This is a genomic window from Bacteroides sp. AF32-8BH (genome assembly GCF_003435205.1).
In the GTDB taxonomy this organism is placed as follows: domain Bacteria; phylum Bacteroidota; class Bacteroidia; order Bacteroidales; family Bacteroidaceae; genus Bacteroides; species Bacteroides ovatus.
The window spans coordinates 19280-33634 of sequence record NZ_QVLZ01000003.1 but is presented as its reverse complement, the minus strand read 5'-3'; the positions used below and the strand labels follow the sequence as shown (position 1 = coordinate 33634).

Annotated in this window: 17 protein-coding genes; 7 read left to right on the top strand and 10 right to left on the bottom strand. The window is 43.1% G+C overall.

Annotation, left to right across the window (positions count from 1 at the left end; translation table 11 throughout):
* Positions 1-3 precede the first annotated feature (3 nt).
* The 3 genes from DWZ47_RS02775 to DWZ47_RS02765 all read right to left on the bottom strand — a co-directional run bounded on the left by DWZ47_RS02775 (position 4) and on the right by DWZ47_RS02765 (position 2732).
* On the bottom strand, positions 4-495 hold the full coding sequence (locus tag DWZ47_RS02775; protein ID WP_117512269.1) for a 3'-5' exonuclease: 492 nt from the start codon (positions 493-495) through the stop codon (positions 4-6).
* A gap of 2 nt (positions 496-497) precedes the next feature.
* Positions 498-1403: a helix-turn-helix transcriptional regulator gene (locus tag DWZ47_RS02770; protein WP_117512268.1), complete on the bottom strand. Its 906-nt coding sequence runs from the start codon at positions 1401-1403 to the stop codon at positions 498-500.
* Positions 1404-1478: 75 nt separating this feature from the next.
* Positions 1479-2732, bottom strand: a complete 1254-nt coding sequence (locus DWZ47_RS02765; protein ID WP_117512267.1) for an RtcB family protein — start codon at positions 2730-2732, stop codon at positions 1479-1481.
* A 224-nt stretch (positions 2733-2956) separates the two neighbouring features.
* Between DWZ47_RS02765 and DWZ47_RS02760 the strand changes: the two genes are divergently transcribed.
* The 7 genes from DWZ47_RS02760 to prfH all read left to right on the top strand — a co-directional run bounded on the left by DWZ47_RS02760 (position 2957) and on the right by prfH (position 9570).
* Positions 2957-3967, top strand: a complete 1011-nt coding sequence (locus DWZ47_RS02760) for a PGN_0703 family putative restriction endonuclease (protein ID WP_117512266.1) — start codon at positions 2957-2959, stop codon at positions 3965-3967.
* A complete protein-coding gene (locus DWZ47_RS02755; protein ID WP_117512265.1) occupies positions 3957-4562 on the top strand; it encodes a metallophosphatase domain-containing protein in 606 nt (201 codons plus the stop codon). The genes DWZ47_RS02760 and DWZ47_RS02755 overlap by 11 nt, the downstream gene beginning before the upstream one ends.
* A 184-nt stretch (positions 4563-4746) precedes the next feature.
* Positions 4747-6450, top strand: coding sequence for an ATP-binding protein (locus tag DWZ47_RS02750; protein WP_117512264.1), 1704 nt, complete (start codon positions 4747-4749; stop codon positions 6448-6450).
* 41 nt (positions 6451-6491) lie between these two features.
* Positions 6492-7280, top strand: a complete 789-nt coding sequence (locus DWZ47_RS02745) for a DNA-processing protein DprA (protein WP_117512263.1) — start codon at positions 6492-6494, stop codon at positions 7278-7280.
* Positions 7281-7284: 4 nt separating this feature from the next.
* The gene (locus DWZ47_RS02740) at positions 7285-7770 is read left to right on the top strand and encodes a hypothetical protein (RefSeq protein ID WP_117512262.1); all 486 of its coding nucleotides are present in this window, start codon (positions 7285-7287) and stop codon (positions 7768-7770) included.
* Positions 7771-7774: 4 nt separating this feature from the next.
* A complete protein-coding gene (locus tag DWZ47_RS02735; protein WP_158570379.1) occupies positions 7775-8974 on the top strand; it encodes an RtcB family protein in 1200 nt (399 codons plus the stop codon).
* Positions 8971-9570: a peptide chain release factor H gene (gene prfH, locus DWZ47_RS02730; RefSeq protein ID WP_117512260.1), complete on the top strand. Its 600-nt coding sequence runs from the start codon at positions 8971-8973 to the stop codon at positions 9568-9570. Before DWZ47_RS02735 ends, prfH begins: the two co-directional genes overlap by 4 nt.
* Positions 9571-9618: 48 nt before the next feature.
* Here the strand turns inward: prfH and DWZ47_RS02725 are convergent, their stop codons facing one another.
* The 7 genes from DWZ47_RS02725 to DWZ47_RS02695 all read right to left on the bottom strand — a co-directional run bounded on the left by DWZ47_RS02725 (position 9619) and on the right by DWZ47_RS02695 (position 14352).
* Positions 9619-10200: a hypothetical protein gene (locus DWZ47_RS02725; protein ID WP_117512259.1), complete on the bottom strand. Its 582-nt coding sequence runs from the start codon at positions 10198-10200 to the stop codon at positions 9619-9621.
* 10 nt (positions 10201-10210) lie between these two features.
* The gene (locus DWZ47_RS02720; RefSeq protein WP_117512258.1) at positions 10211-11428 is read right to left on the bottom strand and encodes a relaxase; all 1218 of its coding nucleotides are present in this window, start codon (positions 11426-11428) and stop codon (positions 10211-10213) included.
* Positions 11425-11892 (bottom strand): plasmid mobilization protein, encoded by a 468-nt coding sequence (locus DWZ47_RS02715; protein WP_117512257.1) that lies wholly within the window; start codon positions 11890-11892, stop codon positions 11425-11427. Before DWZ47_RS02715 ends, DWZ47_RS02720 begins: the two co-directional genes overlap by 4 nt.
* Positions 11893-12331: 439 nt before the next feature.
* Positions 12332-12805 carry a hypothetical protein gene (locus tag DWZ47_RS02710; RefSeq protein WP_117512256.1) on the bottom strand — a complete coding sequence of 158 codons (474 nt, stop codon included), beginning with the start codon at positions 12803-12805 and terminating at the stop codon, positions 12332-12334.
* Positions 12806-12832: 27 nt separating this feature from the next.
* Positions 12833-13075 (bottom strand): helix-turn-helix domain-containing protein, encoded by a 243-nt coding sequence (locus DWZ47_RS02705; protein ID WP_117512255.1) that lies wholly within the window; start codon positions 13073-13075, stop codon positions 12833-12835.
* 246 nt (positions 13076-13321) lie between these two features.
* Positions 13322-13735: a hypothetical protein gene (locus DWZ47_RS02700; RefSeq protein ID WP_117512254.1), complete on the bottom strand. Its 414-nt coding sequence runs from the start codon at positions 13733-13735 to the stop codon at positions 13322-13324.
* Positions 13732-14352: a hypothetical protein gene (locus DWZ47_RS02695; RefSeq protein ID WP_117512253.1), complete on the bottom strand. Its 621-nt coding sequence runs from the start codon at positions 14350-14352 to the stop codon at positions 13732-13734. The genes DWZ47_RS02700 and DWZ47_RS02695 overlap by 4 nt, the downstream gene beginning before the upstream one ends.
* Positions 14353-14355: the final 3 nt, after the last annotated feature.

Genomic DNA, 14355 nt, shown 5'->3' with positions numbered 1-14355 from the left:
AAATTATTTTATTAATTTCATTGCTATCCATGCACAAGCCTCCGCATCAGCGAGGGCATTGTGATGGTTCTCCATATTGTAACCGCAAGCTGCGGCCGAAAGATGAAGTTGGTGGCTGGGAATATCAAGACACCTGCGAGATGCTGCGAGGGTACAGTGAAACTCATAATTGGGATATTCCAATCCGTATTCTTCAAATACGGCTTTCAGACAACTTTCATCAAATGGCCTATTGTGGGCGACAAGGGGAAATCCTGCTATTTTATCTTTGATTTGTGCCCAGACTTCCGGGAAGGTTGGCTGATTATCGGTATCTTGACGTGTGAGTCCATGAACTTCAGTAGTCCAATATGTGTAGTAGTTTGGTGACGGTTTGATTAGACTGTAAAATCTGTCAACAATTTCACCTCCTCGCACTATCACTATGCCAATACTGCATACACTGGAACGTCGTCCGTTTGCCGTTTCAAAATCTATAGCTGCAAAATCCTGCATGGTTAATCGTTTTTATACAAATTATACATATCAGAAATCCATCCTTTCATTGTTTTCCTGAGTGAAGTTGGAGAAATTACTTCTATCATTGCCCCTACATGAAGCAATCTCATAACGAAGTCGTATGTCGGAGCAAGAAATAATTCAAAATCCGCATACTCACCATTGTCCTCCAATACTCTTTGGCTATGATGAAGCGGAAGGGATTTTAAATATGGAATATGATCACGATATGCCCGAATGACAATTCGCTCTGGTTTTAAGTCATAACTTGTTACAACTCCATAATAGGAAGAAAAATACTCGGCAGCAGAAAAATCTTTCGGCAGATAGAACCTTTCATCCGTAATTGTCAATTTTTCTATGCGGTCAAGACTGTATATCCTGATGTCATTATATGTAATATTATGTGCCAATACATACCAGCGATTCTCGAATAATTTAACACAATATGGTTCAATGGGAAATGTGTAACTTTTTGCTTTATTGAATGCACAATAAGTTATTGAAGCAACACGATTCTCTTGCATTGCTTCAAGCAGAGTTGCCAAATACTCACGGGCAGACGGAATTTGATTGACTATAATCCTGTCTTTTAATGAAAGGTTCTCGCTGATCAAGTTACTTACAGCAAATGAATCAAGCATCCATTTCTTGAGTTCGTCTTCGTCTATGTCCTCCGGATTTTCTATATAATACAGGTATCCTCCAGCCCTTTGGCAAGAAATGATAATACCAAACTGGCTAAAAATTGCATCTTTCCAACGATTAAATGTGGCACGACTCAAAGGTTTGTAATCACTCAAATCTTTGTTGCGTTCCCAACGGTCAGAAATCTCTTCAAGAGAAATCTTGCCGGCTCGCCGAATAGTATCTATTAGCCATGTGTATTTTTGCAGTTGAATCATAATTAAATTGTTAGTTGCTGCAAAGTTACGAAAAACTTGTCGCATTGAGTGATACATCGCAATCTATTATTATTATCACATAGCCTTGAAATTGAAAATTGGTCGGATAACAGTCTCAATAGTAACGGTTTCTCCGATATTATCAATGATTGCTTCAGCAGGCTTATAAACCATAGGTGCTTCATCCCGGGTGAATTCATTTATGGATTCAGAGTAAATCCCATTCATAGAGGACTCAAAATCTTCCATGGTGATTTGTTCGTATGCCTGACTGCGGCTAAGTATTCTACCTGCACCATGCGGAGCAGAACAGTTCCAATCAGTATTACCCTTACCGATGCAAATCAGAGAACCGTCCCTCATATTCAGTGGAATAATGCACAGTTCTTCTTTTTCTGCAGAGATTGCACCTTTGCGGATCATATTGTCATCCGATATATAATTGTGGACTGATTCAAATTCGTTCTTTATCCCAACTCCATTGAAGAATTTGAGTAATAAAATGGAAATCAGTTTGCGATTCAATACCGCCCACTGCTGACAGATGCGCATATCGTGAAGATAGTGTTCCCGTGTTTCTCCTTCCACATAACAAAGTTCAGAGGGAAGAACAGGCTCGGTGTGTTGTTGCTCTTTACGCATTTTCTTTATGACATCTTGAAGTTCATTTCTTCTACCGGCAGCCTTGTATTCTTCAATTATTTCTCTGATTCGCAATTCCAAATCATCGGCACCGTCTGTCAGGTGTTTTATAGCTTTCTCTTGATAAATGTTCGCCACCTGCAAACCAAGATTACGTGACCCGGTGTGAATAACGAGATAGACATTCCCTATATCATCTTTATCCAGCTCGATAAAATGATTGCCGCCACCAAGTGTTCCGATAGACCTATTGATCCTGCTTATATCCCTCAACTCCCGATAGCAATATAGTTCTTTCACTAATTCTTTGGCTTGACGATATATATACATCTCTTCGCCTACAAGCGGCTTGAAGCCGAACTTTTCCTCACGAGCAATTTTACCAGACGGAACATTTGCCCGGATATACTCATGGAATCCGTGACAATCAATATCATTGACATTCCCAAGGTTTAATACCCTCATTCCGCAGCCTATATCAACTCCTACTATATTGGGAATCACTTTTTCACCAAGGTTTCCAGTAAAACCGATTACACAACCGGCACCGGCATGTACGTCAGGCATAATCCTGATCTTTTTGTCAGCAAAGACATCTATGGATAAAAGTTGTTTGATTTGCCCTATGGCATTTTCATCAATCATATCCGTGAAGATTTTCACATTATGTCCTTCTATTGTCTTCATATCTATTTTGTTTTGATAATATAGGAACAAAGGTACTACTGCCTTGTATCATATTGCGATACAAGGCAGATAATTTGTTGGATTGCATTATTATTTGCTATTTTATATCAGTTGTATCAAAAAATGAGACACTAATGCGATAGTTTTGTAGTTTGAATAATTATCTGATGAAGAAGTGCAAGAACTCCATCTAAAAGAAATTGTGCTAATTAAATACATGGATTATGGGAAAGTATAATGTAAAATTGATGTATAGGCTGCAAGAAAAAAAGCATCATATTGAACTTATCAAGGATAACTTTTTTGGCAATGACAAAGGCTACGGATATTTTGGAAAGGATAAAAAGCAATATGATTTTGTTTTAGAAGATGGGATTAACAATCTATATGAACCTATTCGGAACGAAGTTTTAAAATACTTCAAAGAAAACGATATTGAATGGTGGGGAGACAATCCCGATTATCCTACTGGGCATACAGTGTCTTCCCAAATAGCTTGTTTGAACCATTTGATGTTCTTACGACAAAAGCCGACAGAAGTACTGGAATTGATTAACGGGTTGGAGAGGGTTGAGTTTACAAAAGTTCTTCCCGTACCATGCGATACGGACATATCATATATTGCTTTTGAGACTATAAGTGATAATTCATATCTTAATGAACCGGAACATATTAGAGGCTCATATTGCACTTCAATTGACGCTTTGATATATGCAGAGGATATAAATAATGAGAAGTGGATTATTCCTATTGAGTGGAAATATACAGAAGCATACGGTGATTCCTCAAAAGATGACAAGTCGCTTGAAGATTACAAATGGCGCAAGGGAGAACACGGAAAGGGAAAAGAACGCATGAGGCGATATAATGGACTCATTACCAAATCACAGCAATTGAAATCTTTGGAGAACTATGAAAGTTCAGCCTATTACTTTGAACCGTTCTATCAACTTATGCGTCAAACCCTATGGGCGGAGCAAATGATAAAAAATAAAAAGGCAGAAAGAATTAAGGCTGACCATTACCTGCACATTCATGTAGTTCCAAAAGCAAATGCAGATTTGCTTGGCAAGACATATAAATTTTCCAATCAAAACATGGAGGCGACATGGCGCAATATGCTTAATGAGCAATTAAAGTATATCATAATTGATCCGCAAGAGTTGATGAGTCCAATAAAAAGCAGGTGTCCAGAATTATATAATTATTTGAAAATACGTTACTATGATAAATAAAATACTACATATTTCAGATACTCACGGTTGTCATCACAAACTTCATAATTTACCTGATGCAGACATATTGGTGCATTCGGGCGATTTTACCATGAACGGCAGCGAGCAGGAGGCAGTTGATTTTCTGAATTGGTTTTGCGACCTTGATTATCCTCACAAGATATTTATTTGTGGTAATCATGATAATTGTTTGTATGGAGCAAATATAGACGGGCTTGATACCAATGTACATTATTTATGCAACTCCGGCATAGAGCTGAACGGCATTTATTTTTATGGTGTTCCGATGTTTATGGAGGATTGTATTACAGAACGTCAAAATCGGAATTATGAACAAATACCGACTGATACAGATGTACTGATAACACATATTCCTACATATGGTATCCTAGATTATGACGACAATATCCATTATGGTTCGGAAGAACTTTTCTCTCGTATATCAGCAGTAAATCCTCGTTTGCATCTATTCGGTCATATACATTCCCAAAACGGAATAGTAAAGCGTAATTCCACAATATTTTCCAATGGCGCTATCATGAATGGCGATTATACTAACCTTAATAGTCCCAATCTTATAGAAATAAACGATTAAGCAGGGTACGGAACCAAGTTTTATGTAGAGGCAAGAGACATTATGAACAAAGTGTAAAATCAATTTGGATACAAAAAATCTCCAACAAGTTTCAACTTTATATTTATTGTTTTTATATCCTGTATCATCAAATGATACATCACAAACATATCTTTGTACCGAAATACTAAAAGAGGTTACACAAATGAAAGAACATTTCGATATCAAGGAAACAGAGTTTTGTGAAGTATCGCAAAAAGAAATAGTAGAAAAGGTTCGTGTTAAAAATATACTTGAAGCATTCGAGTATATAGTTGATTTGGCTAAAGATTCCAATCTTACTTCTGATTTCTACCATAAGGCATCGACTTATATAAAGTATGCTTCGCGGAAATTAAAGTTGTCCCCATTACAGACCGTTTTATTGGCTTTATTTGTAGATCGAAGCGAGGATAACTCTATTCGCATGTCGGAGATTGCATCATATATAGGATGCCGCACTACAAAAATGTTAAGGCTCTCATCCGAAATTGATGCGCTTGAAGAAAAACATTATTTACGCGCTTCCCGTTCTCGCAACTGCCTTTCTTATCGTGTTCCGATAGAAGTCCTCAAAACTTTGAGAAAGAACCAACCATACATTTATGTCACGGAGCCTATAACAGACCTTCAATCATTTTTTGATAGATTCAATGACTTGATGGAAGAGATGAATGATGATGAAATAACACATGAAACACTTCTTGCCCAGGCTAATGAGAACCTTTCAGAAATAAAAAACACTTATTTTGCACGCACACTAAAAGGATTTAATCTTGGAGAGGAAGATTGTCTGTTATTTATTTTCATGGCTCACCTTTTTATAGAAAATGATGACAATCGTATAGGATTTCACGATATAGACAATCTGTACGATAATGATAAAATTCCCAACTGGTGCAAAAGCGAACTTCGCAGCCGTACCTCAGAACTTTTTGAGCGTGATTTGATTGAAAATGTCAATGAAGATGGAATGGCGCGTTCAGACTGCTTCAAACTGACCGAATATGCCAAGACCGATCTGCTTTCGGAATTGAACTTAAACATCAAAACCAAATCAGACCATAATCTGATCAAATCGGACTCACTCCCTGAAAAGAAGTTGATTTACAACCTGTCAGAGCAGAAGCAGGTCGAAGAACTTTCTGCAATACTTTCGTCCGACCGTTTCAATGAAGTCCAATCCAGACTGCGCAATGCAGGAATGAGGGCGGGTTTTTGTAGCCTTTTCTACGGCTCTCCCGGTACGGGTAAGACCGAAACTGTATATCAGATAGCACGGGTAACGGGTCGGGATATTCTTCGAGTGGACGTGGATAAAATCAAGAGTTGCTGGGTTGGAGAAAGCGAGCAGAATATGAAAAAGTTGTTTGACAGATATCGTAATATATGCAAGGATTCGACTCTTGCCCCGATTCTGCTTTTCAATGAAGCGGATGCCATATTAGGGGTACGTATGGAGGGAGCAACCCGTGCTGTGGACAAGATGGAAAACTCCATACAGAATATCATTCTGCAAGAAATGGAAGCACTTGATGGTATTATGATTGCCACAACAAATCTCACGACCAATCTTGACAAGGCTTTTGAACGCCGTTTCCTTTATAAGATTCAGTTCAACCGTCCTACGGTAGAAGCCCGTGCTGCCATCTGGCAGGCAATGATGCCGTCATTGCCAGAAAACGATGCCCGGACACTTGCTTCCCAATTTGATCTTTCAGGTGGGGAAATAGAGAATATCATTCGAAAATACACGGTGGAAGCAATTCTGTCAGGACAAGACTCTATTGACCTTTCTGCTATAATCGAACTTTGTCGTAACGAGCGCATCTCCAATTCAACCCGAGTGAAAATAGGATTTCGGGCATAATATGTATACCAAACAAATTATCAACAGCTAAAATCAACAATATGGAACAACAGTTTTTAAGTAAAGAAGATATTCTTTGTATGCAATACGCTGGAATGGGAGCGTACCAAATTATACATTCAAAATTTGAGAAAGAAGAATACGCCGAAGCATTTGAAGCATACATTGATAAAGCGGAGAATATCATGGATATGCAACAGGAGCACGGTGTTGTGACGTTGACATTTCAAGATGAAAATTTCCCTCGTTCACTTAGGAGGATTGGGAACGATTGTCCGCCAATGATTCATTGTTTGGGGGATTTGTCGCTTCTTAACCAAACCGTCAAACTCATCGCTATCATCGGCGCACGGGCGGCATCTCCGGCAGGAAATAGAAAAGCATATGACTTGGGTAGAAAATTTGTAGAAGAAGGCAATATCATCGTCAGCGGTCTCGCCTTGGATTGTGACAAGGCGGTACATGAAGGATGTCTAGATGCTGGTGGAAAAACAATTGCGATTGTCGCTTCCGGGCTGAACATTGTGCATCCCAAAGAAAATGAGCCTTTGCAACAGCGTATTTTAGAAAGCAGTGGTCTTATTCTTTCAGAACAACCTTTTGGCATGAAAGCGAATCCGACACGGCTTGTTGCCCGCAACAGGTTGCAAGCCGCATTGTCGGATGCTGTTGTTCTTGCGGAATGCCCGGAGCAGAGCGGCAGTATGTACACCATGTGCTTTGCACGTAAATATCGCAAGCAATGTTTTGCGGTGTCATATCCTAAATATTCTCACATCAATGCCGGCAATGAATTATTGCTCAACCAGAATCTTGCCAGACCAATTTAGGCGTATGAAAAAAGTACTGATATTTCCAAAACCATTCCGCATTAAGAATCCGACATTGGACGATCAAAACTCTTATATGATTTCCTCGCTGATAGATGAAGTCGAAATGAAAGAGGTTGGCAATTTCGTAGAGGTAAATACATTGCAAGAATCGGATTATGCCAAAGAAATTCGTCGTATAGTCGCAAAGCAGAAACCGGATTGGGTAATTGCGTCAGGAGAATCGGCAACAGCATGTATCAACCTTTACGGGCAAAACAAGATATTGGTTAATCCTGTTGTGACTTTCAATGATTTGAACAATGTTCCAGAACATGCACGTCAGCATATATACGGTTTCTTTGGCGCATTGCCGGAACAAGAAAAAAGTTATGAATTGTTTCAAACCGTTTATCCCAATGCGGCATGGTATTTCAACGTTCCAGAATTACAGTTGGTTTATATTAAAGATATTTCTATAGCCATTATCAATGATAAATCAAAAGATTAACTATATGGCAATAAGTGGACAATATACTTCGGCGAAGATATTTGCCGAAAACATTGAAGAAGCAGCTTTACAATGGTTACAGGCGCAATGCAACCATCCTGCTTTTGAATCAGTAAAAATAGTGCAGATGCCCGACGTCCATGCCGGAAATTCTTGCAACGTCGGGACTGCGTATAGGATTGGAGCATATGTTAATCCGGACCATGTGGGAATGGATATCGGTTGTACCATTTCCATGCACAGGCTTTCTTCCTTAGTTGCGCCGGAAGATTATGCTTTGTTTGACCATAAAATCCGTGATACGGTGCCGACCGGTATGAATATTTGCGAGAAAAACAGTCTAAATGAAAAAGAACTGTTCCGTTTCCTCAATTCCCGATACCAAAAGGCACGTTCCATTGCTCCGGATTTGATTAATGAAGTTGTACGCATAGACGCACGCTTTGTGTCGGATTTCTGTCGTAGGGTAAAGTTGCAGGAAGGCATCTTCTATAAAAGTCTCGGCACTCTCGGCGGTGGCAACCATTTCATTGAATACGGAGAAGATGAGAAGACGCATGAAGGTTGGCTTACCATTCATTGCGGTTCTCGAAATCTTGGTGTCAAGGTGGCAAACCATTGGCACAATATTGCCCGGAATCCTAAAAGGGCACAATTCATCGGCTATCTGTGGGGCGACCCCCTGAACGGCTATCTTTCGGATATGGTTGTTGCCCAAGCTTATGCCCTCTATAATCATCAGATAATCCACGACAAGATTTTCGCCATACTGAAGAAACTTTGCAAGGCGAAATGTGTGGAATCAATCTTCACCACGCACAATTATATTGATGTCTGTGAGGAATATCCGATGTTACGCAAAGGGGCTGTTAAAGCGGAAGAAGGAGAGTTGTTCTGTCTGCCTTTCAATATGCGTGACGGTATAGCCATCTGTATCGGCAAAGGAAATGCAGAGTGGAATTATTCCGCTCCACACGGTGCAGGACGTGCCATGTCAAGAAATGCAGCCAAGAAGAATATCGCAATGGAAGAGTTTGAAAAGTCTATGAACGGTATATTTTCCACGTCCGTTTGTCCCGGTACGCTTGACGAATCGCCACAGGCATATAAGCCGATGGAAGAAATATTGCGCTTGATTGAGCCGACAGCTGAAGTCATTACAATGGTTAAAACCCGCTTAAACATTAAAGATATTCCCCAATAAAAAAATATATACAACTTACTGCCGGACGGGGGCCTGTGGAATGTGCCCGTGCGGTCGCGCTTGTTGCCCGTGAACTTCTGAAAGATTTTCCCGGCGCGGAACTGATGGAACTCGAGCCGCATAATACGGAACCGGACTGTTATATGTCGCTGTTGTTTCTTGCCGAAACCGATGCAGTTAAAGAAAGAGAATGGAACGGAACTATCCTTTGGCGTGCAACGTCAAACCATTATCGTCCCGGTTATCCCCGTAAGAATTGGTTTGTGGGTGTGGAATTTATAGAGTTGATAGAACAGCCGGAAATACGGGATAAAGATATTGTTTATGAAACGATGCGTTCCGGAGGACATGGAGGACAAAATGTCAATAAAGTGGAGTCGGCTGTCCGTGCCACCCACATACCTACCGGCATCTCCATAAAATGCAGTGTTCATCGCTCACAGTCACAAAACAAAGAAATGGCACGCAAATTACTTCTGTTCAAATTACAGCAATCCAAAAATGCCATTACTGCTACATTCGATATATCTAAATGGAGCAATTATACCTCGTTGCAACGTGGCAATCCGGTGAAAACATTTTCAGGTCCTCTATAAATGGTGAAAATATAATGCAACCTAGCGAACCTACATCTATTTTTTCTTTTACTTAGCGTTTTGTTTATAGAAGCAAAAGGCTATGGCTATATGTGTCAGGATAACCAGCACGGAGTATATGACTATTATTTCAGTCAGTATTTTGGAGTGAAATAATTTTGCGTTAGCGAAAATGACAATCGCAAAAAATGTCGAGAGGAGTATCAGTAGCGTAACCATACACCAAAAAGTTACCGAAGTAAGGAATATGCGGCTCGCATTCCTACAAATATCATTCTCCATCCTCTCACGCTCTTTACGGATTTTCGTGACGGCATTGTCGGCAATGCCGTGCAACTCGTCCCGCAATGCTTTCCTGTCTTCATCAGCCAGTCTGACAGGCAGGGCGGTTTTCAGAAGTTCAAGTAGGTTGAGTACCCTTTCTGAAAGCACACCGGATTTCTCGGCAAGGTTGCACAGTTGGTTGTAAGCCCTGCCGATTTCCGGTTTGAGGTCTCGAAACTCGTTTGCCAACGCATTGTTGCGCTGTTCCAGACGCTGGTGGCGCAGGATTTCTTTGCTTTCGTTTTCATCTTGCGGAACATCGCCTTGCACCATATCATCACTATAATCGAATTTCTTGTTTTCCATAACTCTTTGCCTATCGTCTGATTGATGATTTCGATTTCTTGCCAAATTTCTTTATGGCAGCACGGGCACACCTGCGGGCACGTTCCATTTCATCCTCGTCCTCTTTCCGTCCCCAAGGCAAGTCGTTGGAAGTGCCGCCTCCACCACCGGACGGAACAGCCGGAACGCTCATCATACCGACAAACAAGGCCACTGCATAGTCGGCCAGTTCCTTATGGTTTGCCGTTTCTCGATAATCGAACTCGTCATCGAACAGTTGCATGACATTATCGGGGATATAGAGCCTGTAATCCTTACCATCATGTGCAAGCTCATATCTTGATGTTCCCTCACGCCATGCGAAATAATCTATAACAGGTTTGTCGCAAATTGTTTCTGGTTTTGCTTCAGGAGTTGTTGCAGCCAGTGTTTTGACTTGGTTGCCATTCTGCTTCAACTCTGTTACGGATTGGTTGTGCAGCCTGTTCCATGTCGCTTCAATCTTTGACGCCATCAGGTTGCGGCCTTTACCGAGTTCCGAAGCCTTGTAGATAACATCACCGATACCGACCGTGTAGCCACGCAGAACATCTTTTTTGTCCCGGCGTTCTTCGAGCGTGTAGCCTTTTGCCCGTACCCTCGCCACATAATCATCCCACGACCATGACGGCATGGAACGCAGGATGTCTATAAGTTCCCCGGCTACCTCATCGGCATTTGTCCTGCGGATCTCCATAGCGGTAGTCCAGCCTCTCTTTCGGGCCACACGCTCCGCCGCATATTGTGCGCGAAGGTGTATGTTATGGTCATTGTTGGTTCTGCCCTCATTGTCCTTGCGGCAGACTGCGGCGTGAAGATGGGGGATTCCGCTCTTTGATTCCAGGTGCAGCCACACGGTTGAAATGCTTCCGGCAAGGTTTGTCCTGTGGGAATAGATTTCGCCTTGCCTGTTCCTGAACTCCATACTGTCATACTCCCGGACAAAATCATCCCACAGTTTCTCCCAGTCTTTCAGAGTAAAGTGTTCAGTGTGTTCCTTCGCCGGGCTGATTTCGATGCGGATGACGTTCTTTCCCGTTGGTGCATGGGCTTTCATCATATCCCATACACCCTGAGCGTCAAGCCTGCACGGAAGCAGGTTATCCTTGATGTGGTATATCCGTTCGGGATGTTTCTTGTTCCTTGACTCTCCTGTGATATACCGGATGTCGTTTATACCGTGGCTGATGGATTTTGCCTTGCCTATCATGGTTCTTCTTCTGTGGGTTCACTCTGTTTTTGTATTTGGGGGCTTTCTGGAATCCGGTTCGGTGCAAAGTGGCGGTCGATAATCCTTGTAATCGCTTCAGCCGTTTTGCCGAGCAGTTGTAATGCACCGACCATCCATGACCGGTTGCGGAACATAGCCCGGCGTTCATCCTGCGGCATGGCGTTGAGCATGGAGGTGTATCTGGCATAGTCGCTCCGGGCTATGATGAGTTCATCGCGTACTGCCTCCTGCCGGGAGTTCAGCCGCGCTTTCGGTCTGTAATTGTATGAACGCGCCAGCACGTAGTCGCTGAGTGTCATGCCGCACTTGTCGGCCAGTCGTCCGATATGCTCCCGTTGCGTTCTGCTGACACGGAACGAGATGGTAGAATCCCGTCTTTCCCGTTTGACTCCGGTACTTTGGGCATCTTCTGTATGCTGTGATATTTTCCGTCCTGTATTCATAAAAAGGGGATTAAAGTGATACAATAGGCCGGTTACGGTGCGAGCCTGCGAGCGGCGTTCCCCATTGTCCCTGTCGGACAATGGCAAGGGTGCTGTGTATGGAATGACCGTCAGGAAGTGTAATACACCGGCATATCTTGCAATGGAATACTATTCTCTGCTTTCCCAAACGTGCATCCGTAGCCGGATGGGTATCCACAAATGACTTGTGGAATTTGTCGCTTGCCTATAAAAGGATTGGGCTTGCAGCATAGGATTTTGATATGATTGTCGGTTATTCCGCAAGGCAGTGCAACGCTTCTGTTACTGTTCCTTATCGAAGTTGCTTATAACCTTGCATGAAAGTGGAACCGGAGTATCTGACATATTTGTTTCCCTTATGTCTCAAAAGTTCACAGATATTGTTTCCTGACTGCCGGATACCCCGATTACTAATTCATCAGTTTCTGTTCGCTGTGTTGGGCGATTGTGATTGCAGGTGTTGCCGTGCGTCTTCCACAGCCTTGAAGTCCGATGAGATTTTCATCAGCGCGACACTGACACGGCACAGTTGGCCGATGTTGACGAACTCCTTGACGGCTTCCATCAGTTTCTGCGCACGTTCCTGCCGGTGTCCCATTACCGTCTCACTGCTTGTTCCGCTCTCTTTGGTAAGCCCGTGGTTGAGAAAGCGGTTCACGGCAAGCAAGTCCGTTGCTTCAATCGTTCCGGTTTCTCCCTTGCCGGCGGCGTAACCGACCATCACACGGATGGAGTCCGCTTCGTAGGGAGTGCAGCACCGGAGAAAATCCAGAATGGTCTGCGCTTTTGCACCGATAGCGGAGCGTGTGGTTTTAATCTTGGTTTCCTTGTTTGTGGCATCCTGCGGTGCGGCATTTTTCAAGCCCGCACCCGTCATGTTTGAATCATTCATACAGTTCTTGTTTTATAAGTGGATAAATCATTTGTTCTTCTCGCGGCTGATCAGATAGCGTGAAGCCTCGCTGTCTATCTCGTCCTGCGATTTTACCCTTACCCGTTTCAGCCATACATCAAGGTCTTCCTTCGCGAAGAAGCACAGCTTGCCTCCCGGCTTGTAGTAGGGGATTGCGCGGCGCATCATCATCTTGTAGAGATAGCTCGGTTTCACTCCGAGATAACGGGCCGCTTCGGTGGTGGTCATCAGATTGCGTTCATTTTCCATGTCGTCTGTCCTTTTATTGTTTCAATTGTCATTCAAATCCTGCTGCAACAGTGCGGAACACGTTGGCATTTAGCCTTTTGTTGTCTTCCGTTTCGTTTGCAAAGTTACTTTGGACTTAAAGTGGCGCAATGTGGGGTAAATGGGGAAAGTGCATAAAATAGTAGTGCGCCATACTGCTGGTACTCAACAGTATGGCGCACCGCCATGATGGGAAGATGTTATCTCAAATGGGGAATCGGCGGGCGGTTACGGGGTGCTTCTCAACCTCCTTGCGTTTTCGATGGCTTTGTCAACGGATTTGCGGTATTCCATATTCTCTTTTGTTGTGGCATTGCCGCAAACATCACTGCGATGCTTGTCGTAGTATGACTTGGATATGCCGCAACGTCTCAGGAACTCTTCCGCCCAGACCTTGCCACGCTCTCGCGGCCTGATGGTCTGCGAGACGGAGAACACCATGTAGCAGACACGCAGGTTTTCTTTCGGTCGCACGGTGACGGCCCGTCCGGTGGGCTTCAGGTTCATGAAGTTCACGAAGTCGCTGCCCGACACGTACTCGAACTGGCGGTCGTTACACACCTCATAAATGAACAGGCACAGGGCAAGATCCACGGTGTCCATCCATGCGGATGTCTCTTGCAACAGGTCGGCTCCAATCATGGCTCATCCTCCTGTATCCGTCTGATGTCGGCAATGATACTTTCCGCAATTCCTTTCAGACGCTCCACCAGCACGTCAAGGAACATCGGCCTGAAACAATATACGCAGAAATACCGGTCGCGCTCCTGCTGCCATTCCTTATATAAATGGCCGGTTTGTGCGTGGGCCGTGTCGTATTCCGCTTTCTTGCCATCGCACTCTGCGGACAGCTTCGTGTATTCCTCGGAATCCAACGGCATAAAGTCAAGCCGGTTGCTTATTGCGGAATAGGCCTGCCACAATTTTGTGGCGGTGACTTTGGCTTCTTCGTATCTGTGCTCAAACGGTTTGAGGTATTCTTCAAAAACTGTTTTGAAGTCCACTGCCTGCAATACCGATTTATCAAGCGACAGGTATCTGTCCGATTCCGAAATAAGGGAAGATGAAAGTTGCAATAGCTCTCCGGGATTTTCCTTTGCCAACCCGGTTGCCTCGCTTACAAGACTGTTCGTACCACTGAAATCACGGTAGAACAAGGATAATGGCAGGGCTTTTTCAAAAGAAAAATCTTCTTGTTTGCAAGCGGTGAGAAGTGTGTTTATCTCACTTAGCCGTTGGGTGATTTGCTGTATCATCATAGC